Source organism: Lentzea xerophila, assembly GCF_051094245.1.
GTDB classification, from domain to species: Bacteria; Actinomycetota; Actinomycetes; order Mycobacteriales; family Pseudonocardiaceae; genus Lentzea; species Lentzea xerophila.
On sequence record NZ_CP194934.1, the window covers coordinates 8,328,870 to 8,353,221 of the forward strand.

Annotated in this window: 27 protein-coding genes; 14 read left to right on the forward strand and 13 right to left on the reverse strand. The window is 68.7% G+C overall.

Features of this window, described 5'->3' with window-relative positions; genetic code table 11:
• Positions 1-15: 15 nt before the first annotated feature.
• Positions 16-969: an NAD-dependent epimerase/dehydratase family protein gene (locus ACRSBM_RS39995; protein ID WP_434451914.1), complete on the forward strand. Its 954-nt coding sequence runs from the start codon at positions 16-18 to the stop codon at positions 967-969.
• On the opposite strand, the gene ACRSBM_RS40000 is transcribed toward ACRSBM_RS39995, so the two are convergent.
• A complete protein-coding gene (locus ACRSBM_RS40000; RefSeq protein WP_434451915.1) occupies positions 949-2,232 on the reverse strand; it encodes a UDP-glucose dehydrogenase family protein in 1,284 nt (427 codons plus the stop codon). The two genes, ACRSBM_RS39995 and ACRSBM_RS40000, sit on opposite strands and share 21 nt — an antisense overlap.
• A gap of 437 nt (positions 2,233-2,669) precedes the next feature.
• On the opposite strand from ACRSBM_RS40000, the gene ACRSBM_RS40005 reads away from it, so the two are divergent.
• Positions 2,670-3,044, forward strand: a complete 375-nt coding sequence (locus tag ACRSBM_RS40005; protein WP_360047111.1) for a hypothetical protein — start codon at positions 2,670-2,672, stop codon at positions 3,042-3,044.
• Here the strand turns inward: ACRSBM_RS40005 and ACRSBM_RS40010 are convergent, their stop codons facing one another.
• Together ACRSBM_RS40010 and ACRSBM_RS40015 are read right to left on the reverse strand one after the other, a co-directional pair.
• Positions 3,045-3,224, reverse strand: coding sequence for a DUF397 domain-containing protein (locus tag ACRSBM_RS40010; protein WP_434451916.1), 180 nt, complete (start codon positions 3,222-3,224; stop codon positions 3,045-3,047).
• 2 nt (positions 3,225-3,226) lie between these two features.
• Positions 3,227-4,033, reverse strand: a complete 807-nt coding sequence (locus ACRSBM_RS40015) for a helix-turn-helix domain-containing protein (protein WP_434451917.1) — start codon at positions 4,031-4,033, stop codon at positions 3,227-3,229.
• Between the two features lie 73 nt (positions 4,034-4,106).
• Between ACRSBM_RS40015 and ACRSBM_RS40020 the strand changes: the two genes are divergently transcribed.
• The 3 genes from ACRSBM_RS40020 to ACRSBM_RS40030 all read left to right on the forward strand — a co-directional run bounded on the left by ACRSBM_RS40020 (position 4,107) and on the right by ACRSBM_RS40030 (position 5,099).
• The gene (locus ACRSBM_RS40020; RefSeq protein WP_434451918.1) at positions 4,107-4,364 is read left to right on the forward strand and encodes a hypothetical protein; all 258 of its coding nucleotides are present in this window, start codon (positions 4,107-4,109) and stop codon (positions 4,362-4,364) included.
• A 65-nt stretch (positions 4,365-4,429) separates the two neighbouring features.
• Positions 4,430-4,774: a hypothetical protein gene (locus tag ACRSBM_RS40025; RefSeq protein WP_434451919.1), complete on the forward strand. Its 345-nt coding sequence runs from the start codon at positions 4,430-4,432 to the stop codon at positions 4,772-4,774.
• 97 nt (positions 4,775-4,871) lie between these two features.
• The gene (locus tag ACRSBM_RS40030) at positions 4,872-5,099 is read left to right on the forward strand and encodes a hypothetical protein (protein WP_434451920.1); all 228 of its coding nucleotides are present in this window, start codon (positions 4,872-4,874) and stop codon (positions 5,097-5,099) included.
• On the opposite strand, the gene ACRSBM_RS40035 is transcribed toward ACRSBM_RS40030, so the two are convergent.
• Positions 5,096-6,877, reverse strand: coding sequence for a gamma-glutamyltransferase family protein (locus tag ACRSBM_RS40035; protein WP_434451921.1), 1,782 nt, complete (start codon positions 6,875-6,877; stop codon positions 5,096-5,098). The two genes, ACRSBM_RS40030 and ACRSBM_RS40035, sit on opposite strands and share 4 nt — an antisense overlap.
• A gap of 335 nt (positions 6,878-7,212) precedes the next feature.
• On the opposite strand from ACRSBM_RS40035, the gene ACRSBM_RS40040 reads away from it, so the two are divergent.
• Entirely contained in the window at positions 7,213-7,971 is a 759-nt protein-coding gene (locus ACRSBM_RS40040; protein ID WP_434451922.1) for an SDR family NAD(P)-dependent oxidoreductase, read from the forward strand.
• Here the strand turns inward: ACRSBM_RS40040 and ACRSBM_RS40045 are convergent.
• Both ACRSBM_RS40045 and ACRSBM_RS40050 read right to left on the reverse strand, forming a co-directional pair.
• The gene (locus tag ACRSBM_RS40045) at positions 7,968-9,599 is read right to left on the reverse strand and encodes a cyclic nucleotide-binding domain-containing protein (RefSeq protein WP_434451923.1); all 1,632 of its coding nucleotides are present in this window, start codon (positions 9,597-9,599) and stop codon (positions 7,968-7,970) included. The genes ACRSBM_RS40040 and ACRSBM_RS40045 overlap by 4 nt on opposite strands.
• A gap of 13 nt (positions 9,600-9,612) precedes the next feature.
• On the reverse strand, positions 9,613-11,256 hold the full coding sequence (locus ACRSBM_RS40050; RefSeq protein WP_434451924.1) for a TM0106 family RecB-like putative nuclease: 1,644 nt from the start codon (positions 11,254-11,256) through the stop codon (positions 9,613-9,615).
• An 83-nt stretch (positions 11,257-11,339) separates the two neighbouring features.
• Here ACRSBM_RS40050 and ACRSBM_RS40055 point away from each other — a divergent pair, with 83 nt between their 5' ends.
• Positions 11,340-11,774, forward strand: coding sequence for a DUF6474 family protein (locus ACRSBM_RS40055; RefSeq protein WP_434451925.1), 435 nt, complete (start codon positions 11,340-11,342; stop codon positions 11,772-11,774).
• Here ACRSBM_RS40055 and ACRSBM_RS40060 read toward each other — a convergent pair.
• Positions 11,752-13,401 (reverse strand): BCCT family transporter, encoded by a 1,650-nt coding sequence (locus ACRSBM_RS40060; protein WP_434451926.1) that lies wholly within the window; start codon positions 13,399-13,401, stop codon positions 11,752-11,754. The genes ACRSBM_RS40055 and ACRSBM_RS40060 overlap by 23 nt on opposite strands.
• Positions 13,402-13,460: 59 nt before the next feature.
• Here ACRSBM_RS40060 and ACRSBM_RS40065 point away from each other — a divergent pair, with 59 nt between their 5' ends.
• The 4 genes from ACRSBM_RS40065 to ACRSBM_RS40080 all read left to right on the forward strand — a co-directional run bounded on the left by ACRSBM_RS40065 (position 13,461) and on the right by ACRSBM_RS40080 (position 16,298).
• A complete protein-coding gene (locus tag ACRSBM_RS40065) occupies positions 13,461-13,976 on the forward strand; it encodes a hypothetical protein (protein ID WP_434451927.1) in 516 nt (171 codons plus the stop codon).
• A 68-nt stretch (positions 13,977-14,044) separates the two neighbouring features.
• Positions 14,045-14,755 (forward strand): YcnI family copper-binding membrane protein, encoded by a 711-nt coding sequence (locus tag ACRSBM_RS40070; protein ID WP_434451928.1) that lies wholly within the window; start codon positions 14,045-14,047, stop codon positions 14,753-14,755.
• The gene (locus ACRSBM_RS40075) at positions 14,752-15,282 is read left to right on the forward strand and encodes a copper resistance CopC family protein (RefSeq protein ID WP_434451929.1); all 531 of its coding nucleotides are present in this window, start codon (positions 14,752-14,754) and stop codon (positions 15,280-15,282) included. Before ACRSBM_RS40070 ends, ACRSBM_RS40075 begins: the two co-directional genes overlap by 4 nt.
• On the forward strand, positions 15,279-16,298 hold the full coding sequence (locus tag ACRSBM_RS40080; RefSeq protein ID WP_434451930.1) for a copper resistance D family protein: 1,020 nt from the start codon (positions 15,279-15,281) through the stop codon (positions 16,296-16,298). Before ACRSBM_RS40075 ends, ACRSBM_RS40080 begins: the two co-directional genes overlap by 4 nt.
• Here ACRSBM_RS40080 and ACRSBM_RS40085 read toward each other — a convergent pair.
• Positions 16,291-17,124, reverse strand: a complete 834-nt coding sequence (locus ACRSBM_RS40085; RefSeq protein WP_434453424.1) for a LysR family transcriptional regulator — start codon at positions 17,122-17,124, stop codon at positions 16,291-16,293. The two genes, ACRSBM_RS40080 and ACRSBM_RS40085, sit on opposite strands and share 8 nt — an antisense overlap.
• Positions 17,125-17,212: 88 nt before the next feature.
• Here ACRSBM_RS40085 and ACRSBM_RS40090 point away from each other — a divergent pair, with 88 nt between their 5' ends.
• Complete coding sequence (locus ACRSBM_RS40090; protein WP_434451931.1) at positions 17,213-17,932, forward strand: SDR family oxidoreductase; 720 nt, start codon at positions 17,213-17,215, stop codon at positions 17,930-17,932.
• 89 nt (positions 17,933-18,021) lie between these two features.
• Here ACRSBM_RS40090 and ACRSBM_RS40095 read toward each other — a convergent pair whose 3' ends face one another.
• Positions 18,022-18,357 (reverse strand): hypothetical protein, encoded by a 336-nt coding sequence (locus ACRSBM_RS40095; protein ID WP_229905107.1) that lies wholly within the window; start codon positions 18,355-18,357, stop codon positions 18,022-18,024.
• A 98-nt stretch (positions 18,358-18,455) separates the two neighbouring features.
• Positions 18,456-19,838 carry a helix-turn-helix domain-containing protein gene (locus ACRSBM_RS40100; protein ID WP_434451932.1) on the reverse strand — a complete coding sequence of 461 codons (1,383 nt, stop codon included), beginning with the start codon at positions 19,836-19,838 and terminating at the stop codon, positions 18,456-18,458.
• A 191-nt stretch (positions 19,839-20,029) separates the two neighbouring features.
• Between ACRSBM_RS40100 and ACRSBM_RS40105 the strand changes: the two genes are divergently transcribed.
• Positions 20,030-20,320, forward strand: a complete 291-nt coding sequence (locus ACRSBM_RS40105; protein WP_434451933.1) for a hypothetical protein — start codon at positions 20,030-20,032, stop codon at positions 20,318-20,320.
• Between the two features lie 14 nt (positions 20,321-20,334).
• The gene (locus ACRSBM_RS40110) at positions 20,335-20,694 is read left to right on the forward strand and encodes a hypothetical protein (RefSeq protein WP_030480258.1); all 360 of its coding nucleotides are present in this window, start codon (positions 20,335-20,337) and stop codon (positions 20,692-20,694) included.
• Between the two features lie 372 nt (positions 20,695-21,066).
• Here ACRSBM_RS40110 and ACRSBM_RS40115 read toward each other — a convergent pair whose 3' ends face one another.
• The 3 genes from ACRSBM_RS40115 to ACRSBM_RS40125 are packed head-to-tail and all read right to left on the reverse strand — an operon-like array spanning position 21,067 to position 24,294.
• Positions 21,067-21,846, reverse strand: coding sequence for an SDR family NAD(P)-dependent oxidoreductase (locus ACRSBM_RS40115; RefSeq protein WP_434451934.1), 780 nt, complete (start codon positions 21,844-21,846; stop codon positions 21,067-21,069).
• Positions 21,846-23,006, reverse strand: coding sequence for an MFS transporter (locus ACRSBM_RS40120; protein WP_434453426.1), 1,161 nt, complete (start codon positions 23,004-23,006; stop codon positions 21,846-21,848). Before ACRSBM_RS40120 ends, ACRSBM_RS40115 begins: the two co-directional genes overlap by 1 nt.
• Before the next feature lie 40 nt (positions 23,007-23,046).
• Positions 23,047-24,294, reverse strand: a complete 1,248-nt coding sequence (locus tag ACRSBM_RS40125; RefSeq protein ID WP_434451935.1) for a GH1 family beta-glucosidase — start codon at positions 24,292-24,294, stop codon at positions 23,047-23,049.
• Between the last annotated feature and the right edge of the window lie 58 nt (positions 24,295-24,352).

A 24,352-nucleotide genomic window follows, 5' to 3' on the forward strand; every position in this document is an offset into this window, starting at 1 on the left:
GGGTTGGTTCACACCATGCGTGCAGTGGTCACCGGCGGTGCGGGTTTCATTGGATCGCACCTGGTAGACGCGGTGCTCGAGCGCGGCTGGTCGGTCGTGGTGGTGGACGACTTCTCCTCCGGGCTCACGGAGAACGTCACGAGGTACGCGGACGAGCCGCGCTTCGAGTTCATCGAGGCCGACATCTGCGGCGACTGGACCGTCGACGGCCCGGTCGATCTCGTGCTGAACTTCGCCTCCCCCGCCTCGCCGCCGCGGTTCCTGGAGCGTCCGTTCGAGACGCTGGAGGTCGGCTCGACGGGCATGAAGAAGGTCGCCGAGATGGCCGTCGCGAAGGGCGCGCGCCTGATCCAGGCGTCGACCAGCGAGGTCTACGGCGAGCCGCAGGTGCACCCGCAGCCCGAGGAGTACTGGGGCAACGTCAACCCGATCGGCCCGCGCAGCGTCTACGACGAGTCGAAGCGCTACGCCGAGGCCATGCTCGGCGCGTACCACCGCATGGGCCTGCTCGACGTCGGCATCGTGCGCATCTTCAACACCTACGGCCCGCGCCTGCACGCGACGGATGGCCGCGTGGTGTCGAACTTCGTGCACCAGGCGCTCAGCGGCAAGCCGTTGAGCGTCTACGGCACGGGCAAGCAGACCCGCAGCTTCTGCTACGTCGGCGACCTGGTCCGCGGCATCTTCGCGCTGGCGGACAAGCGCGGCGAGTTCGGCCCGGTGAACCTCGGCAACCCGCAGGAGATCACCGTCCTGGAGCTCGCGCAGGTCGTCGGCGACCTGACCGGCGTCTCGGTGAGCCTCGAGTACTCGGACCTGCCGACCGACGACCCGACCCAGCGCAAGCCGGACATCTCCCGTGCGCGGGAGCTGCTGGGCTGGGAGCCCGAGGTCGGCCTGCGTGACGGTCTGACGAAGACGATCGAGTGGTACTCGGCGAACGCGGCGCTATCGACCGACGCCGTGTGACGTGAGGCCGGCGCGCGTCAGGACGTCGACGTCGAGCAGGTTGCGGGTGTCCACCACGACCTGCCCGCTCATCGTCCCGGCGAGCGCCGCCCAGTCGAGCGACCGGAACTGGGGCCACTCGGTCAGCACGACGAGCGCGTCCGCGTCCTTCGCGGCCCGCTGCACGTCGTCGACGACCGTGACGTCGTCCGTCACACCCTCGACGGCCTGCGTGATGGCCGGGTCGTAGGCGACGAGCTCGGCGCCCTCCGCCTTGAGCATCCCGGCGATCTTGAGCGCCGGTGAGTCGCGGAGGTCGTTCGTGCCGGCCTTGAACGCGAGGCCGAGCAGCCCGAGCTTGCGGCCGTTCAAGCCGCCGACCGCCTGGTCGATCTTGGCGATGATCAGGCGGCTCTGCTTCTCGTTGGTGTTGATCGTGGCCTGGAGCAGCTCGAACTCGTGCCCGGCGGCCTCGGCGATCTGCAGCAGCGCGTGGGTGTCCTTGGGCAGGCACGAACCGCCCCAGCCGGGGCCGGGCTGCAGGAACGACTGCCCGATGCGCTGGTCGAAGCCCATGCCCTCGGTGACGTTGGCGATGTCCGCGCCGAGCCGTTCGCACAGCTCGGCCATCGCGTTGACGTAGCTGAGCTTCATGGCGAGGAAGCAGTTGGCGCTGTACTTCACGAGCTCGGCGCTGGCGGCGTCCATCAGCACCGTGGGCGCACCGAGGCGGGCGTAGAGCGCCGAGACGCGTTCGGCGGCGTTCTGTGCGTCGGAGCCGACGACGATCCGGTCGGGGTGCATGAAGTCCTTGACCGCGCTGCCCTCGCGCAGGAACTCCGGGTTGCTGGCGACGAACACGTCGTCACGGCCGAGCAGTTCGAGCACGCGCGCCGCCGTGCCGACCGGGACCGTGGACTTGTTGACCACGACGGTGCCGGGCGAGAGCAGGTCCTTCATCTCGTGCACCGCGGCTTCGACGGCCTTGAGGTCGGCCGCGCCGCCCTCGCCCATCGGCGTCGGCACGCAGAGGAAGACGACCTCGGCGTCCCGCACGGCGTTGCGCACGCCGACGACGAACTCCAGCCGTCCGGCGGCGAGTCCTTCCTGGACCAGCTCGGTGAGGCCGGGCTCGAAGATCTGGACCTCGGCCCTGCGGAGCTGCTCGACCTTCTTCTCGTCGATGTCCGCGCAGACGACGTGGTGCCCCAGCGACGCGAGGCAGGCGGCTGACGTGAGCCCGACGTACCCGGCGCCGACGACCGCAACCCGGCGAACGAACATCCTCAAACCGCCCTTGATCAGCGCGAACAGTTGCCTCGATCGTCGCACAGCGGCCTTTGCTCCCGTGGCGGTTTCACGGGGGCGTGAGATCTCTCGCAGGCATTCTGTTAAGAACGCGAGTCGGTCGGACTTGCAACCGCCGACGAGTGCTACACGTCTAGTACGGGTGTAGGCACCCACTCGGAGGCGACGCATGTGGATCAGCGTGACATTAGTCACATTGGGCGGTTTGGCCTTCTTGGTGCGAACCGTAACGGCCGTCCTGGCCGTTTCCTCCAGCAAGAAGGCTGTCGATTACCCTCAGCCACAAGCCGCGGCCAATTGAGACAACACTTTCGGACTACGGCTTACCACGAACAACGACGTACCGTACGATCCTTTTGGGTCGTATGACTGAACGGTCACTCCAAAGGTGACCTCACAGGGGTAGGTGCGCCATGGACCACGCACTGAACAAGGTCATCGAGCTGCGCGAGAGCGGCTTCCAGTTCCTCCACCTGAGGGACGACGCCGGGCAGCTCGACCGCATCATGGCGTTCAAACAGCGCAGAGGCTTCATCGACTCGATCCTGTTCTGGTCCGAGACCGAGGCGCGCGCAGGTCGTCTACCTGCGGTTCGCGACTCGGCCCGCCCCGCCCAGGCCGTGTGGATCTACGAGGGCCCGTTGGTCGAGGCCGTGGACAGGTTGCTCGACCTGCCGGAGCCCGGCGCTCGCAACGCCCCCATGTTGATGAAGGCGACCGCATCGGATCTGGCCGTCGTGACGACGCTACCGTTCAAGTTGAAACTTCCACCGGGCGCGATCGCCTAGTCAGTTCTTTTCGAAGTCGCCGCGCTTGATGGCGCCGATGAACGCTGCCCATTCGGGCGCGGCGACAACGGAACCTGCCCGGTTCTTGGAGTCACGCACACGCGCGACTGAGCCGTTCAGAGCAATCTCAACGCAGTTGGCCTCACCACCGCTGCCACTACGGCTGCTCTTGCGCCACATATCTACCTCTCGGCAGCCAACCTCTCGATCCACGCGGCGGACTCGTCGGGGGTCAGCGCCAGCTTCGAGAGGTGTTTGAAGACAAGGTTAGCGGCCGCCACCCGCTCGGGGTCCTCGATATGGATCGAGCCGGCAACGTGCTCGACGTAGAGAACTTGCGGATCTCCTGTGAACGGCAGATCCAGCAGTGCGAACGACCCCAACAGCCCGTCGTGCAGTCGTGCCGACTCCAGCAACACCTGGATCGTCACGTTGGGAAGACGACTGGCTTCGGCGAGATGCAGGATCTGCTCACGGTCGATGTTCCGGAACGCGGCCTGGTGGATGATCGCGTGATACGTGAACGGGCCTGCCAGCTTGCGTTGTCGGCGTTGTCTGACGGCGATCTCGTTGTCGACCCACTTCCTGGACCGCTTGACCGTGGCGCCGTCGAAGACATCACGCATGTACGGCACGACTTGCAGCTGCCCAGGGATCACCGCCAGCGCGAACTCCCTCACCCGCGACGCGTCGTGCTCCAGCCCGACATAGCCCGTCGCATTGAGACCGTGGGCGCGCCACCAGCCCTTCTCCCTGGCCAGTTTCCACATCTCGATGTACGGCGCCTCGTCTTCACCGATCACGCCGTAGGTGTCGAGCATGGCGCGCAACGCGTGGATGTCCGGTACCTGGCCGTTCTCGATGCGGCTGAGCTTGGGGACGTTGTAGTCGAGGCGGTCCGAAGCTTCCTTCTGGCTCATCCCGGCACGCTCGCGCAGCAGTTGGAGCGCCTCGCCCAGGCGCCTCTGCCGATACGTGGGTTCCGCCACGGTCCAAACGGTACGGGCGTGATCCCGGCTTTGAGAATCTCACCTTGCGGGTGCGGTGAGGAACGTCCTGGTCATGGACCACCTCCATCGCATCGAGTACCACCGCCGGATGCCCGACGGTGCGCTGGACCTCGCGCAGGTCGAGGAAGTCGTCGACCACGGTTGGTACATAAGGAAAGGCGAGGAGTGGCGCCGCCGCTACACCCTCGAATGCGCGTACGACTTCCTCGCCCGCACCGAAACGAAGTCGGGCGTCTTCGCGATCACGGTGTGGCGGAAGGACATCCGGGTCTGCACGGTCGGAATGGAGTGGCGTCCCTCCAAAGGATGAAGAACTTCCCTCGCCTGAGTTACGCAGCTTGATGTAGAGGGTCCGAACACGGGACGTTCGCGCCCATGAACCTCAGGAAGACCGTCGCGGGGGCCGCTGTCGCCCTCGGCAGCACCGCCGTCATGCTCGGCCTGGGTGGTACCGCAGTCGCCGACACCGTGGACGCCACCGCGAGCACGCAGCCCGACGTGGGTGGCCAGCTCGGTGACGTCGTGACCGTCGGCGACCTTGCGAAGATCGACACTTCCGACGTCAACGGCAAGATCCAGGCCATCAACGAGCAGGACGCGGACGTGGTCGCGCTCGTGGAGAACTTCGACGCCGGCGGCAGCGGCGTGCCCGCCGCCACGCTGCTCGGCCTCAACGAGCCGGCGCAGCCGTGGAACGGCTTCGCGCACGTCGACATCTGATCTGACCAGCACTTCCTGGCCGGGGCGGCGCCCGATTCCCTCCCCCTCGAATCGGGCGCCGTTCCACTTCTGACGGTTCAACAAGGAGCGAAACGCCTTGAGCATCAAGAAGATCGTCGCTTCCGCCGGTATCGCCGCCGGTGCGATCGCCGCCATGGCCGGCACCGCGAGCGCGAGCCCGGCGCCCGCGCAGGAGCTGGTCGACAACGTCGGCACGATCGGCTACGCAGCGGACATCGCGAGCACCGCCATCCTCCACCAGTTCGGTGGTTACGCGGAGACGGTGCAGGACAGCACCAACGTCACCAACCTCATCGGCGGCTAACGCCCGGCCGCGTAGCCCTGCGCGCCGCGTGCGTTCGCGCCGGCGCGCAGGAGTCCGTCCGCGGTGTCCCTCGCCACGGCCGACATCCGGCCGAGGGTCCACTCGCCGGCGTCCACGACCTGGTGGCCACGCTCTCGCAACGCAGCCAGGACGTCCGCGCCGGCGCGGGACTCGATGACGAGCTCGCCGGGGGTCCAGGCGCGCGGGTAGAACGAGCTCGGGAACGCGTTCGAGTGCCACATCGGCGAGTCGATCGCCTCCTGCAGGTTCAGGCCCGCCCGGTGCGCCAGCCAGAAACCGAGCTGCCACTGGTCCTGCTGGTCGCCACCGGGAGTGCCGAACGCGAGCGCCGGTCGGCCGTCGCGCAACGCCATCGAGGGTGAGAGCGTGATCCGCGGGCGCTTGCCGGGGGCCAGCGAGTTCGGCAGACCCTGGTCCAGCCAGAACATCTGGGCACGGCTGCCCAGGCAGAAGCCGAGCGACGGGATCGTCGGCGAGGACTGCAGCCAGCCGCCGGACGGGGTCGCGGAGACCATGTTGCCCCAGCGGTCCACGACGTCCACGTGCACGGTGTCGCCGCGCGTCACGCCGGAGCGTTCCACCGTCGGTTCGCCGATAGCGCCGGTCGGGTCGGAGACCAGAGTGGACGGTCCGCTGACGATGTGCTTGGGCAGCAACGGTTCCCGGCCGTCGGGCGAACCCGGCCGCAGCTCGAACGAGGCCGAGTCGCCGATGAGCGCGCGGCGTTCGGAGGCGTAAGCGCGCGAGAGCAACGTCTCCAGCGGCACGTCGGGATCGTCGCCGTACCACGCCTCGCGGTCGGCGAACGCCAGCTTCGCGGCCTCGACGGCCAGGTGCACGGTCTCCGCGGTGGGCTTGCCGTCCACATAGGACAGGTCGTAGCCCTCCAGCAACCGGAGCTGCTGCGCCAGCACGGGTCCCTGCGTCCAGGCACCGGCCTTCACGAGCGACCACTCGTCGAAGTCGACGACCACGGCGTCCTCGTACGACGCCTCCCAGGACGCCATGTCCGCCCCGGTCAGCACGCCCGCGTGGTCGCGGCCGGAGTCGTCGCGGAACTCCGAACGGCAGAACTCGTCGATCTGGGCGGCGACGAACCCCTGCGACCACGCCCGGCGCGCGGCCTCGATCTGCGCCTCGCGGTCGGCGCCGGCGGCCTCGGCGGCGGCCAGCAGCCACTCCCAGGTGTCGGCGAGCCTCGGGTTGCGGAACCGGCCACCAGGAGCGGGCAGTAGCCCGTCCGGCATCCACTGCGCGGCGGACGTCGGCCAGTGGTCGCGGAAGAGGTCCGAGACCATCGAGATGGTGTGCACGGCGCGTTCGACGAGCGGGAAGCCGTTGCGGGCATAGCCGATCGCGCGGTCCAGCACGTCGCGCAACGACTTCGTGCCGTGGTCACGCAGAAGAGTCAGCCAGGCGTCCCACGCGCCGGGCACGGTCGCGGCCAGCAACCCGCTGCCCGGTACGAGTTCCAGGCCCAGATCGGTGTAGTGCTCGATCGACGCTCCGGCGGGCGCCACGCCCTGTCCGCAGAGCACCCGCGGGGTCGCTCCGGCGGCCGAGAAGATGATCGGAACCTCGCCGCCTGGGCCGTTGAGATGCGGTTCCACCAGCTGCAACACGAATCCGGCGGTCACGGCGGCGTCGAACGCGTTGCCACCTTCCTCCAACACCGCCATGGCCGACGCCGAGGCCAGCCAGTGGGTCGAAGCGACCATGCCGAAGGTGCCGACGAGTTCGGGACGCGTGGTGAACACCCTACAAAGGTACGCGAGGCTAACTATATTTCGTGACGCCAAGTGACGCATACCCTAGGCCCGAACGGAGCAGTCCCTGAGATGGGTACGACTTTGGTCGTAGCGGACGGTGACAGATCTCCTACCAGAGGTCTACCGGCGCGGCCGATGTTTCGAACACGCTCGAACGGCACAGTTCATGGCATGGGAATTCTGACGATCGCGACGATCTTCATCGGACTCGCGCTCCTGGCAGCGGTGCCGTTGGTGGCGCTGCTCCACTGGTCCGACCGCTGAAGTCGAGGTAACGACCGTTAACCTCCTCGCGAGCAGTTCGCTTCGAGGAAGGTGAAGGCATGGAGATCTCGGGTACCGCGGCCATCGTCACCGGTGGCGCGTCCGGCCTCGGCGGCGCGACCGCACGCGCGCTGGCGGCACGGGGGGCGCAGGTGTTCGCGCTCGACCTGCCCAGCGCCATCGAGAAGGCCGACGCGGTCGAGAACGTCACCTACCTGGCCGCCGACGTGACCTCGGGTGAAGAGGTCCAGGCCGCCGTCGACACCGCTGCCGGCTCCGGCGCCCCGTTGCGCATCACGGTGAACTGCGCGGGCATCGGCCCGTCGTCCCGCACGGTCGGCAAGTCCGGCCCGCACGACCTCGACCTGTACCGCAAGATCATCGAGATCAACCTGATCGGCACGTTCAACGTGCTGCGCCTGGCCGCCGCCGCGATGGGCAAGACCGAGGAGCTCGAGCACGGCGCCCGCGGCGTCATCATCAACACCGCCTCGATCGCCGCGTTCGACGGCCAGATCGGCCAGGTCGCCTACGCCTCGTCCAAGGGCGGCGTCGTCGGCATGACCCTCCCGGCCGCCCGCGACCTGTCGAGCGTCGGCATCCGCGTGCTGACCATCGCGCCCGGCATCGTCGACACCCCGATGCTCGCCACGGTCTCCGACGAGTTCCGCGCGGGCCTCGCCGCCGGCGTGCCGTTCCCGAAGCGCCTGGCCCAGCCCTCGGAGTACGCGCAGCTCGCGATCTCGATCATCGAGCACGACTACCTGAACGCCGAGGTCATTCGCATGGACGGCGCCCTGCGGATGGCTCCTCGCTAGAGATCCGGCGGCTCGGGGCTCTGGTGCACGTGCAGGTTCTCGACCTGCCCGGCCTGGATCACGATCCCGGAGTTGCTCTCTACCTGGTTGCTCGTGCCGCCGGGAGCCGGTTCGACCGCTTCGGCGGCCAGCTCCCGGTGCAGGGCCTCCCGCTGGGCCGGATCCAGCTCGGCGATTCCGCCCGCGCCGATCCACAGCACCTTGATCACCTGGCTGCGCACCCCGTACTTCCTGGACCGCGTCGTCAGGAACCGGGGCAGCTCCACCCACAGCACGGGGAAGTCGTGCCCCTCCAGCAGTCGTCCCTCTGCTTCGAGCGTGCCACCGGCGAGGATGTAGATCCCCTTGCGCTTCGGCGCTCCGGCTGACACGACATCCACGGTCAGCTGGACGGGCAACCGGCGCAGCGTGATCAGCTCGGTGTGCCTGCGCAACGCGGCGAGCGTCTCGTCCCAGCCCCGCCCGCCCGCGTTCAGCGGTCCGTCCCGGTCGGGTCCGAGCAGGTAGGGGGCGTTATCGCTGACGTGTTGCAGGGCCCGGTAGTTGATGAACAGGGCGACGTTGCGCGCGGCGGCCGAGCCGATGGACGCGGTCGACAGCAGGTGGACGTCGTCGTACTTGAACGACAGCAAAGCGACGTCGGTGAGGGCCACCAGGTCCGCGGTCCGATCTCGTGCCAGGGCGTAGGCGAGCTCGCCCACGATCTCGCCCTGGCGCAGCGTGTGCAGCACCCCCGGGCGATCTTCGCCCTCGGAGTTGAAGACGCCCACCTCGCCGCGCAGGATCACGAACAGCGAGTCGCCGGAGTCCCCGTAGTTGCAGATGAACTCGCCGCGGCCGCGCTCGACGAGCTTCCCCAGCCGCAGCATCTCGGCCAGCTCGTCGAGGTGCGACTGCCCGAGGAACGGGTTGAGCTCGTCTCTTCCCGTGCGCCTGTCGGTGAACGTGAGCTTCGACTGCTCGATCGCCTCGATGCCGCGCGCGACGGTGCGGTCCTCCGAGCTGGACTGCCAGATCCGCTTCGCGTGGTAGAGGATGTCCCAGCTGCGGCCGTCCGTGACAGCGCTTTCCAGAGCGGCGTGGTCGTTCTGGTCCGACGTTCCCCAAGACGATCTACCGCGCTCGGCGGACAGCAGGTGGATCCAGTGCAGCCGGCCGTCGTTTCCCAGCAGCCGGCGCGGGTCGTGGAAGTCGACTTCGGGGACATGCGCCAGCGCCTGCCGGAACGCGTCCGACGCCACGATCCCGACGTCGACTCGTGCCAGGAGGTTCCCCGCGTCGTTGATCCCAGGGCCGACGGGCTGGAGCCGGCCGTCCGCGCCCGTGATGTGCACGACCGGTCCGCGGTGGCAGATGATGCGCAACGGCACGCGTTCGCGCAGCGACCAGCCTTTCCACCTGAAGGCGAGATCCAGGGCGGCCTGCTCCCACGCCTCCTGCCGGAACAGGACGTGGCCACCGTCCCCACCGGACGCCCACACGACATCGCCCTCGGCGGACCCGGCGATGGCCTCGGCGACCATGTCGTTGATCGCCGTGACCCGTGCCAGCTGGTCACGCTCGTCCGCCGACGAATGCCTGATGACGTCACACGAAACGATGGTGACGAGAGACGACTCGGTCTCCATCGCTTCCTCCTCGCTAGAGATCTCCGGCGTACGGCAGACGGGACATCGCGTCCGAGGTCATCCACTCGCGCAGGCGGTGGGTGGCCCGGACGTCGTCCTCGTTGTACTCCAGCAGCCGGCGCCGCTGGTCGGTGTCGAGCTCGTCACCGTTCAGCCCGACGGCCGACCGGTACCAGCGCATGGAGTTCTCGCCACCGGCCTCCGGGTCACGCCACGAGAAGCCCGCGACGGGAGCGATGATCTTCAGGCCCTTGCCGTGCGCGCACAGGAACTGCTCGCGGACGATGCCGAACAGGTCGACCCAGGAGTCCGAGCCGATGAACTCCTTGATCTGCGCCACGGTCGGGATGCCGGGCTTGCCCGCGAACCGTTCCGCCGACGCCAGCAGCCAGCGGTTCTCCGCCAGCTCGTTGTAGCAGTAGGCGCGGAACGACAACCCGCGTGCCTTGGCGCGCAACCGGATCCCGGTCAGCCAGGTCCAGAACTCGGCGAACGAGCGGGCCTCGTCGTCGCACGGCAGCGCGTCCCACGTGACGAACGCGCGGTAGCCCTGCTCCTCGTCGATGTCCTTTCCGGACAACAGGCAGCCCCACATGTACGCGCCCAGGTCGCCGAAGCTCTCCATGTCGACGTCGACCTCGACGTCGGCGCGCGGCACGTTCATCTCGGGCACCCGGCGCACCAGCGTGAGGTCGCGCAGCCACGCCCGTGCCAGCACCACGGCGTCGCCGAACGGCATGCCGACGAGCTGGACCGGACCCTCGGCCGCGGGATCCATCTCCGCCAGCTTGTCCACAGTGGACAGGCCGATCCTCCGCAGTGCCGCGGCGTCCTCGCCGCGCACGACGAGGCTGACGTCCCGACCCTGCTTCAGGTCGTTGTCGCACGTGGGCCACCACGGGCACGTCTTGCAGTCGACGATCCGCGACGGCCTCGCGAGCGCGTTCTTCTGGTTCACGGCGGCCAGCGCCACCGCCAGCCGGTCGCTGAACCGCGCGTCGTACTCGGCCAGCGCGGTGCGGCCGCCTGGCCACGTCGGCGCCTCCAGGTCGTGCCACAGCACCACGTCGGCGTCCATGCCGATCACGCCACCGGTCGCGCGCCCGCTCCTCGCGTACCCGGCCGCCTGCAGCTGCCGTTGCGCATGCGCCAGCCGCAGCTGGTCCCGGGGCTGGGGCCGCACCTTGCGGTGCGGGTCCGTGCGGCTGCCGTCGGGCAGCGGCATCGTCAACGGGCTCGTGCGAGCGCCCTGGCCGGGGTCGGTGATCTTGTGCCGCACCACCAGCACCGGCACGTACCCGGTGGAGTCCTTGACCAGCAGGTCGATCCCGCCGCGACGGCCACCGCGTGGGTCACGGGGCAGCGCGGCGCCCCAGATGTACCGCGCGCCCATCTCCATCGCCGCGAGCGTCACGCGTTCCCGGTCCGCACTGCGCACGTCGGGCCCGCTCGGCACCTCGAAGAAGTCCGAGCCGACGATCCTGCCGAGCGCGTCCGCCACCGCGCGCCGGTGGTTCGTCGCGTCCGCTTTCCGTTGTTCCGAAGCCGGATCCGGCGCCGCCTTGGGAGCGTCGCGCATCTCCGGATCGTTTTCGAGGTGCACCCGCCGCCGACAACGAGTGACCACGCCGGCGTCTAGCTGCACCTGGGAAGTCACAGGATGAAGCGTATGTCGCGCGTCGAACTGATGTGTCGGCAACCTGGGCAGTAAGTTCCACGTGACGGAGGAGGTGCACCCGAATGGCGCGCAAAGCGAGGGCCGGCTTCACGCCCAGCAGGGCCAGGAAGCTGGTCGGTGTCGCGAAGGTGGTGGCGCCCGCGCTCATTCCGGTGCTGGCCCCGGTGCTCGCCCGCGGAGCCGGGGTGCTGAGCGAGCAGTACGACCGCTACCGGGCGCGCCGGCTCGGCATCGACGTCGCGGACATCGGGAAGTACTCCGGCTACGGCGCCCGGCTGCACGCGCGGATCGTCGGCTTCTCCGAGTCGCTCGAGACCTTGCGCACGTCCGACTCCGAGTGGGTCGGCAAGACCGAGGCACGGCTGACCCAGCTGCTCGCGGCGGTGCGGGCGTCCGAACGGATGCCGACGGCCCGGCGCAAAGCCGCGCACCGGGCCGTCGGGACTGATCTGGAGATGTTGGAGCAGGAACTGCTCAGGCGCCTGAACGTGCGCTGACGTCCGGGGTCCTCCCGGTGACGTCGGCCACGGCCTTGACCGCCGCCTCCTCGACCACCTGACCGGGGTCGAGGTGCGCGGTGACCTCCTCCATCACCTCGGCGACGCGTTCCTCACGCCGGATCATCGGGTCGGAGCGCAGGTCCTTCGCCAGCGAGACGCACAGCCCCACCATCACGACCATGAACGGCAGCGCCGCGATGATCGTCAGGTTCTGCAGTCCTGTCAGCGCGTTGGACCCGCCGACCAGCAGCATCACCGCGGCGACGGCACCGGTCAGCACACCCCAGAAGATCACGCCGGGCTTCTTCGGCCGGATCGTGCCCTCCTGGGAGAGCGTTCCCATCACGATCGAGGCCGCGTCCGCACCGGACACGAAGAAGATCGCCACCAGCACCATGACGACGACACCGGCGACGCCCGCCAGCGGGAACTGGCCGAGCAGCGCGAAGAGCTGCGACTCGGGATTCGCCTGACCCGCGAGGTCGGTTCCGGACCGCTGCTCGAAGATCGCCGTTCCGCCCAGGATCGCGAACCACACCAGCGACACCGCGGACGGCACCAGGATCACGCCGGCCACGAACTGCTTGATCGTCCGGCCACGAGAAATGCGCGCGATGAACATGCCGACGAACGGCGTCCACGAGATCCACCACGCCCAGTAGAAGATCGTCCAGCCGGACAGCCACGCCTCCGTCGCGTCGCCACCCGAGGCGGCGGTGCGGCCCGCCATGTTCGCGAGCTCGCGGAAGTAGTCGCCCAGGGCGGTGGGCAGCAGGTTCAGGATGAACACCGTCGGACCGACGACGAACAGGAACAACGCCAGCACGACGGCCAGCACCATGTTGGTGTTCGACAGCCACTGGATTCCCTTGGCGACACCCGACACCGCCGACGCGACGAACGCCACGGTCAGCACGGCGATGATCGCGACGAGCAGCCCCTTGCCGACGTTGTCCGCCCACCCGGCCGCCTCCAGCCCGCTCCCGATCTGCAGGGCGCCGAGACCGAGGGAGGCGGCCGAGCCGAAGAGGGTCGCGAAGATGGCCATCACGTCGATGGCGCGACCCCAGCCGGAGGTGGCATGACGCCCCAGCAGCGGCGCGAACGCGGCGCTGATCAGCAAGGATCGGCCGCGGCGGAAGCTGCCGTACGCGATGGCGATGCCGACGACGGCGTAGATCGCCCACGGGTGCAGCGTCCAGTGGAAGAGCGTGGTGGCCATGGCGGTTTCGAGGGCGTCGCCCTCGGTGCCGGGCGGCGGTTTCACGAAGTGGGTCAGCGGCTCGTTGACGCCGTAGAACATCAACCCGATGCCCATGCCCGCGCTGAACATCATCGCGACCCACGAGACGGTCTTGAACTCGGGTTTCTCGTCGTCGCGGCCGAGCGGGATCTTGCCGTAACGGCTGAACGCGAGCCACAAGGCGAAGACCACGAAGCCAGTGGCGGAGAGCACAAAGGCCCATCCCAGATGCTGGATGATCCAGCCCAGCGCCGCCTTCGAGGCGGACGCCAAACTCTCGGTACCGACGATTCCCCAGGTCACGAACGCAAGCGTGAGACCTGCGGCAACGCCGAACACAACCCGGTCGGTACGGCCCGGCCTGTCGCATTGAACGGTCATGGGGCGCCGGTTACCCGCTCGTAGACCCGCGCAAACCCCTCGGATTACCCTCAATCCTCGTGAGTACACGTCCGAGCGAGTTGCGCACCCTCCGTGGTGCCGTACTCGCGCTGACGTCTGCCTCGCTCACGATCACCGCGCACGGGCTGGGCGGCGGCGAGCTCTCCGAGTTCATCCACGCGTTACCGCTGGTGGTACTCATCGCGTTCGCCGCGGCGAGCCTCGCGGACAAGCGCACCGGGAAGCTCTCGGTCATCGCCGGGCTCGGCACGGCCCAGCTGGCCCAGCACCTGTTGCTGACGTGGGTCAACCACGAGCACACGAACACGTTGACCGGGCAGATGTTCCTGGCGCACCTCGTCGCCGCGACGCTGACCGGCATCCTCCTGTTCCACGCGGAGAACGCCCTGTTCAGGCTGTTCGCCGCGGTCACCCGCCTGATCCCCCGCAGGCTCACGCCGCTGCCGGTCAGCACGCCGGTGCGGACGTTCACCAGCACGCCGTACATGAGGCACGAGCACGCAGTCCTCTACACGCGCGCGCACGGTCGGCGCGGGCCACCTTGTAGTTCCTGATCACCCGAACCCCTCACACCCCTTTGGCAATCAGGAGCCACAACTTCATGTCGACAAATCGATTTGGCGTGCGCACGCTCGCCGTCGTCGCCGTTGCCGGTATCGCCATGCTCGGCACCCCGACCATCGCGTCCGCGCACGTCAGCGCCCAGCCGGCCGAGTTCACCCAGGGCGGCCGCGCCACGTTCGCGTTCCGCGTCCCGAACGAGCGGGACAACGCCGGCACCACCAAGATCGAGGTGACGCTGCCGCAGGACACGCCGCTCACGTCGGTGCGCACCAAGCCGCTGCCCGGCTGGAAGGCCGAGGCCGTCAAGGGCAAGCTCGACAAGCCCGTGACGGTCGGCGGCAAGGAGATCACCGAGGCGTTCAAGACGATCACCTGGACCGCCGACGCCGGCGTGAAGATCGGCGTCAACGAGTACCAGGAGTTCTTCGTCGCCCTCGGCACCCTGCCGGAGGGCAAGGACACGCTGCTGCTCCCGACCAAGCAGACCTACGAGAACGGCGAGGTCGTGGACTGGAGCCAGCCGACGGTCGACGGCAAGGAGCCGGAGCACCCGGCGCCCGCGCTGAAGCTCGCCCCGAAGAAGGCCGGTGACGACGGCCACGGCGGTCACGGCACGACGCCATCCGGCGACAGCACGGACACGCACGAGGCGTCCGCCGCCGGTTCCGACCAGACTGCCCGCTACCTCGGCGGCGCCGGTCTGGCCGTCGGCGCGCTGGCGCTGGGCTTCGGCGTCGGTGCCATCCTGCGTTCGCGGCGCAAGGCATGAAGCGCGGCATCATCGCGTTCCTGATCGCCGGTGCGGCCGTGCTCGCCACGGCCGCCCCCGCGGCGGCGCACAACGTGCTGATCAGCAGTGATCCGAAGGACAAGACCTCGCTGGAGGCCGGTCCGTCCACCGTCACGCTGACGTTCGACCAGGACGTCCAGGGCGGCGAGGGCATCAACACGATCTCCGTGGTCGACGCGAACGGCGGCCACTACGAGGCCGCCGGCGACCCGACGATCAAGGACAACTCGGTCACCGCGAAGGTCAACGCGCTCGGCAAGGCCGGGCAGTACAAGATCGGCTACCGCATCCTGTCCGCGGACGGCCACCCCGTCTCCGGCGAGCTGACCTTCACGCTCACCAAGGACGGCACGGGCACGCCCACCACGCCGGCGAACCCGAACGCCTCGACCGGCGACAACGGTTCCGGTGACGGCCTGCCCGTGTGGGTGTGGATCGTCGGCGCCGTGGTGCTGCTCGGCGGCGGCGTGTTCTTCGCGCTGCGTGGTGGGAACGCGAAGGCATGAGCGACGTCCGGACCACCGCCCCCTCGCACTACCGCGTGCTCGCCGGGCTCGTCTTCGGCGCACTCGCGGGCATCGCGCTCGGCCTCGTGCTGGCACCACCCGTGGTGGTCGCCGGGGTCGTCGACGCCGGGGCGGCGGTCCGGTACGGCCTTCCGGTCACGCGGGTGCTGCTCGACGTCTCGGCGACGATCGTCGTCGGGCTGTCGATCCTGCCGAAGCTGCTCGGCTTCGACCGGCCCACGCACACCGAACCGGTCATGAGGATCGCCCGGCCGGCCGCGGTCGTCGCCGCCGCCGTCTGGGTGGTCACCGCCCTGCTGGCGATCGTGCTGCAGGCCGCCGAGCTGCGGCCGGGCAGTGACGTCAGCATCGGCAACGCCGTCGACTACATCGCCACCGTGGGCGCCGGCAAGGGCCTGCTGTTCAGCGCGGCCTGCGCGTTCGCGTACCTGATCGTCGGCGTGATGGCCGTGCGTAGCGGCGAGTCCGTGCCCGCTGAGCTGCGCATCCTCATCTCGATGTTCGGGCTGCTGCCGATCCCGGTGACCGGGCACGCGTCGAACTGGAAGTACCACGACTACTCCATGGTCTCCATGGAGCTGCACGTCCTGGGCGCCGCGGCGTGGACCGGCGGGCTCGGCGCGTTGATGGCGCTGGTCGCCTACCGCAAGGGACTGCTGGCGATCGCGCTGCCGAAGTTCTCGAAGATCGCGACCGTCAGCCTGGTCGTGGTCGCGGTGACGGGCCTGTTCAACGGGTTGCTGGAGCTGGTCCTCAACCCGGTCGTGCCGTTCCCGCAGTCGATGTTCACGACCGGCTACGGTCTGCTGTTCCTCGGCAAGGCGGTGTGCACGGCACTGATCGCGGTGCTCGGCGCGCACATCCGGTGGCGGCTGCTGCCGAAGATCGCCCAGCACAAGGTCACCGCGATCGTGCAGTGGGCGGTGCTGGAGGTGGCCGTCATGGGCGTCGCGTTCGGGCTCGCGGTCGTCCTGAGCCGCGCGCCGGTCAGCTGAACCCCGTCGCGACTCTCACCAGGTCGGCGAGGGCACGCGACCTGCTGTGCGGCGGCCACGCGATCACCGTGGTCACCTTGGGCGCGTCCACCACCGGCGTCGCCACCAGGCCTTCGGCCAGTCCCGCGCGGAAGACCTCGGGCAGGACCGCGACGGCCCGGCCGAGTTCGATCATCTGGAACAGCTGGGTCAGGTTGCGCACCTCGATGCCGGGACCGTCCGGGTAGGTGCCGTCCGGACGCGGCCAGCGGACGTGGTCGTCCAGGTCGCGGACGTCCGCCAGCCGCAGCCGCGACGCTCCCGCGAGAGGGTGCGACGCGGGCATCACCGCGACCTGTTCCTCGGTGTGCAGGACTTCCACGTCAAGGCCGGTCGTCGGGTCGTACGGCTCGTGCAGCAGCGCGACGTCGGCCCGTCCGTCGAGCAGCGGGACGTGGGTGTTCGACTCGCAGAGCAGGACGTCGACGGGGACGGCACCGGGCTCGGCGGCGTACGCGTCGAGCAGCTTCGCCAGCACTTCGCCGGAACCGCCGGCCTTCGCGGCCAGCACCAGCGAAGGCCGGTCGGCGGCCGCGCTGCGGGTCCGGCGTTCGGCCGCGGCGACCGCGCCGAGGATCCCCCTGGCCTCGGTGAGCAGGGTGGCGCCGGCTTCGGTGAGCGACACCCTGCGGCTGGTGCGGGTCAGCAGCGCGACGCCGAGCCGGTGCTCGAGCTGGGCGATCGTCCGGGAGAGCGGCGGCTGGGCGATGCCCAGGCGTTCGGCGGCGCGGCCGAAATGCAGCTCCTCCGCCACGGCGACGAAGTACCGGAGCTCTCTGATCTCCACGGCGTCCACGGTATCCATACCGGCCGGGTATCGCTGCGACACCGAGGTGGTGTTGGTCTTGAACGCTCCGCGGACCACGATCGAATGCATGAGCGAACAGACGATTGCGCTGGTCACGGGCGCGAACAAGGGAATCGGCTACGAGATCGCGGCAGGCCTCGGCGCGCTCGGGATGAGCGTCGGAGTGGGCGCGCGTGACCCTCGGCGCGGCGAGGAAGCAGCGGCGAAACTGCGGGCTGAGGGCGCCGACGCGTTCTACGTGCCGTTGGACGTGACCGACGACGAGAGCGTGGTCTCCGCCGCGTCACTGGTCGAGGAACGGTTCGGCCGCCTCGACGTGCTGGTCAACAACGCGGGGATCGCCGGAGCGTGGCCCACGGCGCCGTCCACCGCCACCCCGGAGGGCCTGAGGGAGGTTCTGGAGACCAACGTGGTCGGCGTCGTCCGGGTCACCAACGCGATGCTGCCGCTGCTGCGACGCTCCGCACGGCCGCGGATCGTCAACCAGTCGAGCCACCTGTCGTCGCTGACGCTGCAGACCACGCCGGACGCGGAGTTCGGTGACCCCGACGGGGTCTACACGCCGTCGAAGGCGTTCCTGAACGCACTTACCCTGCAGTACGCCAAGGAACTCGCCGGGATCAAGGTCAACGGGGCGTGCCCCGGTTACGTCGCGACGGAGTTCAACGACTTCCAGGGACACGAGACCCCGGCGAACGGCGCCAAGATCGCGATCAGGCTGGCCACCCTGCCCGACGACGGTCCGACCGGCGGCCTGTTCGACGGCGTCGGGACCGTGCCCTGGTGAGGCCGGAGGAATGTTCAACGTGAAACATCACGGAATCCAGCGGACTCGGTGAGTGGTCCGATCGGCGCGACGAGCTGCGCACGAACGGGCTAATCGGTGATCAGTCGAGCCGAAGATTCTTCGCGCATCCGCGCCAGCCGGTTCATCGTCCGCTGACCGCGGCGGTCCAGCTCACGGCTGTCGATCCAGCCGTTGGCGTAGTAGCGGTAGTCCTGGGCCAGTGCGACGAGTTCCGCGAGATAGTCGGCGGACCGCCGCCGTCGCTCCTCGTCGAACCCGGCCAGCAGTGGCAGCTGGGTGTCCACCACCTCGTCGAGCAACTGCGCGGACCGCAGCGCTCTCCTGGAACGCCACCTCCGAGTAAGGCTCACGCGCCGCACCTCGTCCTTCGCCCCGACCTGCCGCACCTTAGGCGTGGATTGCACGCCCGTCGATGCTGCATTCGTGCGCGAAGGTCCTGGCGTTACCGGTTCGTGTCCCACGCCATCCGAAAGTGGTGCTATAGGGCCCAAACGAGTTCGGTTCAGGCGGCCGACTCGGTGCCGGTGAAGCGGGCGACGCGGTCCGCGAGCTCGCGGGCCTCGGGGTTGTTGCGGCGCTTGTCGGCCTCCTGGCGAAGCGGCTCCATGCGCTGCTTGGTGCGCACCGACTTGAGGCTTTCCGACAGGTCGACGGCCTGACGGCCGATCTTGGCGCCGTGGTCGATGTCGCCCTCGAGCAGGTGGTTGATCGCCATCGAGGTGAGGTTGAACGAGCGGCTGCGCGCGTACTCGTCACCGAAGTTGTTGATCGCCTTGGACAGCGCCGGGATGGCGGTCCGCGTGTACTTGGCGTCCACTGTCTGTGCCAGCTCCGTGTGCACCGTGCCGATCATGGACGAGAGGTCGATCTCGTTGAAGAACTTGGCCCAGGCGGGGGCTTCGGCGACGTTCGCGCGGGAGAACTCGTCGCGCGCGCGGCCGAGCAGCTTGAGCGCCTGCTCGTCGGAGCCCATCTTCGCGTAGGCCCAGGCTTCGTTCGCGCACAGGATGCCCACGGCCAGTTCGGAACCGGAGTTCTGCGCGGCCAGCTGACCCAGCTGGAACACCTTCAGCGCGTCGTCCGGGGCGTTCTGGTGCAGGTAGACGCGGCCCATGCGGTACAGGATGTTCGCCATCAGCGCCTCGTTCTCGCCCTGCTTGGCGAGGTCGAGCGCCTGACCGAAGTGGTTGCGGGCGGAGTCCATCAGGCCCGTGTCGAACGACGTCCAGCCGGCGAGGTTGTGCAGGTCGGCCAGCGCGACGAAAAGGCGCTGGCGAACGATGTCCGTGGAACTCGCACCGAGCATCTGCTGTCCCCAGGACAGCTGGGCGACCACCGCGTCGCGGCAGGAACCGCCGCCGTACTGGTAGTCCAGGGCACGCAGTGCCCTCGTCGCCGCTTCGACCTGGCGCACATCGGTCATGCCGATGCGGCCCGGAGCCGGAGTCTGTGTGGGGTGAGAAACCCACGACCCGGAGTCCGCTCCGAACACGGCCGCGCCGACTGTCACGGCGGCGGCGTGCGCGAGGAACTTCCGACGCTTCACCGACTCGTCCTCCTCAGGATGGGGTGAGTCCGCGGTCGCGGCCACCCTCACTGCCGTTGTCTCGTCATAGGCGAGACCCATGTATCCACGTGGGACACCCAAGCCGACGGCGATCCTGGTCAGGACGTCGTACGCCATCACCTGGCGTCCCTTGAGGATCTCCGAGACCTCGGACTGCGACTGCCCAGTGAGCGCCGCGATCTGGCGCTGGGACACACCGTGCCTGCGGAGCAGCCGGTAAACCGAGCTGATCTCCCGCCGGGCCAGTGCGTCCCGCATCTCCTGCTGGTCCCACACCTCGGTGGGGATAGGAGAGCCCTGGGAACTCATGGTGTTCATCGCGCACCCTCACAGTCCGTTGGGCGTCATCGGCAGACTAGGGGCAGGTCCCCGAGCCCGAGAAGTCCTCTTCGGCGGAGCTGATCGGCTCCACCGAACACCGCTTACCGCTCACCGTAGGACTACCACCGGTGGGCGCTGTGACGTCCCGTTCCGGAGTGAATCATCGCAATCTGGAGTTCGGTAAGCGAGTGAGCACGGAGAGGAACGACCTAATAGTGGACAGCTCCTCCTCGTACTCCACCTCCATTGTGGAGACGGGTGACACCGACTCCACATGGCGCGGCACGACCGGGCAGCGTCGGATGTGGCAGATCAGCTGCGGCGACGTGGTCGACCGGGACCGCCAGCTCACCGTGAAGGTCGTACAGGGCCATGTGGTCCTGGTAGGCCCTCCTGGAGAGACGGCAGTCTTGTCCCACGACCAGCTCGTACAGCTCAGGGCTGCGCTACGCGAAGCCGCCGACCAGGCGGAAAGGTGACGGTGACTCCTTCGATGGACGCGATCCTCGGACAGGTTCTTCGCAACGCTGTGTGGGAACGCCTCGACCTGCTCACAGAGCTGGCGAGTCGCGCTGACGCCCCGTCTCTTCTGTCGGTGGCTCGATCCGAGCTCCCTCGGCTGACCGAGGGATGGCGTGCTCTGCTGGCAGCACACGAGCCGGACGAGAAGGGCAACTGCCCTGAGTGCTCCGGCCGTTGGCGCCAGCAGAAGTCACCTTGCTCGGTGTGGCGCGCCGCGTACGAACACCTGGTTGCGGGCGGACTCGCCCCGCGCCCGGCTCGCCACCTGCGCGAGGCCCCGGTGACCCCTCCTGTCACCCGGTCCCGTCGCGCGGTGGCTCGAGCCCACTAACGGGCGTTTGCGACCGACCTGGCGTCCCCCCGACACGACCAGGTCTGCAAACCGCCTACTGACCGGTGGTCCGCGATGCGCGAACCCCCGACCGCGACATCGCGGACCCCGGTCAGCTTTACAACTCCACAGATTTCCGCGGGCCGGTGCCGTGCACCTACCCTCCCCGACCGGCACCGGTCCGCGGCCACCAGCCACGGCCCCTGTCTGCACCTCCCGCGCAGGCAGGGGCCGTTTTCACGCTCCACGCGGGCTCACGCAAGGGTCCTCACGCACGCTCACGCAAGGGTCCCCCCGCGAAGGGGAACCCTTGCATCAATCCTCCCAGGCAGCACCGACAACTCCGCGCCAAGATCGCGAGTTGTCCACAGGTCAGCGGTGGGTGCCGGTCCTCCAGGCGAGGTACGACGTCAGGCCGGGGAACAGCCGGCCCGAGATCTCGAACGCCTTGAGCTGCCACGGGAACAGGTGCTCGGCGCGTTCCTTCTCCACGGCGTCGACGATCGCCTTCGCGCACTGCTCCGGTGTGACCGTCGGGATCATCCGGGCGATCGCCGGGATCCGCTCCTCCGCACCGGGGTTGTTGGTGAAGTACTCGCTGGAGACCTTGCCGGGCACCACCTCGCTGACCCCGACACCGGTTCCGCGCAGGTCGAGGCGCAACGAGGCCGTGAGTCCGCGCAGTGCCCACCGCGACGACTGGTAGCCCACGCAGCCGGGAATCGGGAGCCGGGACACCGGCGAGTTCACGTTGACGATCCAGCCGGAGCCACGCGACCGCATGGCGCCCAGGTATTCCCTGGTCAGCAGCAACGCCGCCAGGTACGGCACGGCGGTCATCGTCACCAGCTCGTCGGCCGAGGTGTCGTCGAGGAAGAGCCAGCGGCCGACGCCGGCGTTGTTGACCAGCACGTCGGGCGTGGAAACCTCCTCGGCGAGCGCGCGGATCTGCGCGGCGTCCGCGAGGTCGGCCGTGTGGGCGGTCGCCGATCCACCGAACTCGGTGATCCGTTTGACCTGTAGATCGAGCAGTTCGGCGCTCCGGGCCACAAGGTGGACATGAGCGCCGTGGGCCGCGAACCGGAACGCGGCCTCCGCGCCGATCCCCTGGGACGCCCCCGTGACCAGAACCGTCTTGCCCTCGACCCGCATCAGACCACCGATCGCACTCGACTCATCAACACCGCCGCCAGCGTCGTCGCCAACGCCGACACCGCGAACAAACCACGGTAGCCACCAAGGTTGGCCAAGATCACCGCGGTCAGCAAGGGGGCGATGACCTGCGGCAACGCGTTGGCCACGTTCAGCACGCCCAGGTCCTTCGCCCGGTCGGACGCAGCAGGCAGCACCTGGGTCAGCAGCGCGATCGCCACCGCCCAGTACGTGCCGAAGCCGACGCCGAGCAGTGGCGCCGCGACCAGGGCGCTGGTCCAGGTGGGCCAGACGACCAGCAGCAACGCCGCCAGTGCCATGACCGTCGCCGCGAGGTACACGTACGGCTTGCGGCGCCCGGAACGATCACTCCGTGCGCCGAACAGCACCGCTCCTGCGGCGAGCGCGACCCCGTAGAGCGCCATCAGCACCAGCAGACCGTCTTCCGGCGACGGGTGGTGGACGACGTCGCCCAGGAAGTAGAGGAGGTAGAGCGTCCCGAACGCGTTGCCGAGGTTGATCATCAGGTGGCCGAGCCAGGCCCACGCGAAGTCGGGGTGCTCGCGCGGTGAGATCCAGAACGTCGGCCGCACCGGCTTGGTGATGAGCTGTGTGTCCGGCGTTCGCCACACGAAGAAGAGGGCTCCCACCAGCACGATGACCGCGCACGCCAGGTAGCCGGCGGTCAGGCCGCTCACGAGCAACGTCACCACGACCGCGCCCAGCACCGTGCCGAGCATCTGGCTGATGCCGATGAGCCCGCCGACCTGCGCCCGTTGCACGACGGGCACCCGGTCCGGCACCGCGGAGGTCAGCGCGGCGAGCATGCCGCCGATCCCCGCCTGCACCAGGCACCACCCGATGGTCATGACCAGCACGGAGGGCGCGTTGCCGAGAACGCCCAGGCCAACGGCTCCGACGGCAGCGCCGGCCAACGTCCACGGATGACGACGACCGAACCGTGAGGTCGTGCGGTCGCTCAGGAAGCCGATGAGCGGCACGACGAGCAACGAGACCAGCGCACCGACACCGGTGACGATGCCGAACACCAGCTCCTTGTTCGCCCGGTCGAGCAGTTCGGCCTGCTGCGGCAGCAGGACCTGGATCGGTGCGTAGATCGCGAGCCACAGCCCGAGGTTCGCGGCGAAGAGCCAGGCCATCCAGCCTCTGCGAACCGGGACGACCGGTTCGGCGAGCGCCTCACTCACCGCTGATCACTCTGCGGTACCAGTGGAACGAGTCGCGCGGAGTGCGGCGCTGCGTCTCGTAGTCGACGTGGACCAGGCCGAACCGCTGCGAGTAGCCGGCCTCCCACTCGAAGTTGTCGAGCAGCGACCACACGAAGTACCCGGCGACATCGGCTTCCCGCGCGGCCTTGAGGTGCCCGTCGAGGTAGGAGATCCGCTCGGCGTCCTCGATCTCGGCGGGGAAGCTGCACCCGCTTTCGGTGACGTGGACCGGCGGCAGGTTCGGGTGGCGTTCGCGCAGCTTGGTGATCATCTCGGTCAGCCCGGACGGCACGACCGGCCAGCCGAAGCCGGTGCGCGGGTACTCGTCGATCTCCACCAGTTCGAACGGCAGCGGGTTGCCCTCGGACGGCGACCGGAGGCGCGTCGGGTTGTAGTAGTTGACGCCGTAGAAGTCGAGCGGCTGGTGGATCGTGGCCAGGTCACCGTCGGCGACGGGCAGGAGTTCGGCGACCGCGTCGGGATAGCGGCCCGACAGCATGGGATCCGCGTACAACCAGTTGTGGATCTCGCTGTAGGCCTCGGCGGCGGCCGCGTCGTCCGGCGTGGCCGGCCAGGCAGGCGTGTGGTTGTTCGCCGTGCCAACCGCTTGCGCGTTGTACGACCGGAGCACTTCGACCGCACGGCCGTGCGCGAGGTTCAGGTGGTGGGCGGTCGGCAGCGCGTCGAAGAGCAACGTCTTCCCCGGTGCGTGCTCCCCGATCGCGTAGCCCTGCAACGTCACCATCGCGGGTTCGTTGACCGGGATCCACAGCTTCACCCTGTCGGCGAGCCGTTCCGCGACCAGTGCCGTGTAGTCGGCGAACCGGTCGGCGATGTCCCGGTTCAGCCAGCCACCTTCCGCTTCCAGTTCCAGCGGCGTGTCCCAGTGGTACAACGTCACGACCGGAGCGATGCCGACCTCGACCAGGGCGTCGACCAGGCGGTCGTAGAAGGCGAGTCCCTCGGCGTTGGCAGGCCCCTTGCCGGAGGGCTGGACACGCGGCCACGCGATCGAGAACCGATACGCGTTCACGCCGAGCTGCGTCATGAGCGCGACGTCCTCACGCCACCGGTGGTAGTGGTCGCACGCAACGGAAGCGTTCTGGTTCTCGTGTACCGGAGTGAACTCGTCCCACACGGAGGGGCCTCGACCGCCCACGTCGAAGGCGCCCTCGATCTGGAACGCGGACGTCGACACTCCCCAGAGGAAGTCGCTCATCGATCCTCCAAACGTGAAACTTGTTCGGATCGTAGGCGTGTTGCCAGTTTCAGGGAAG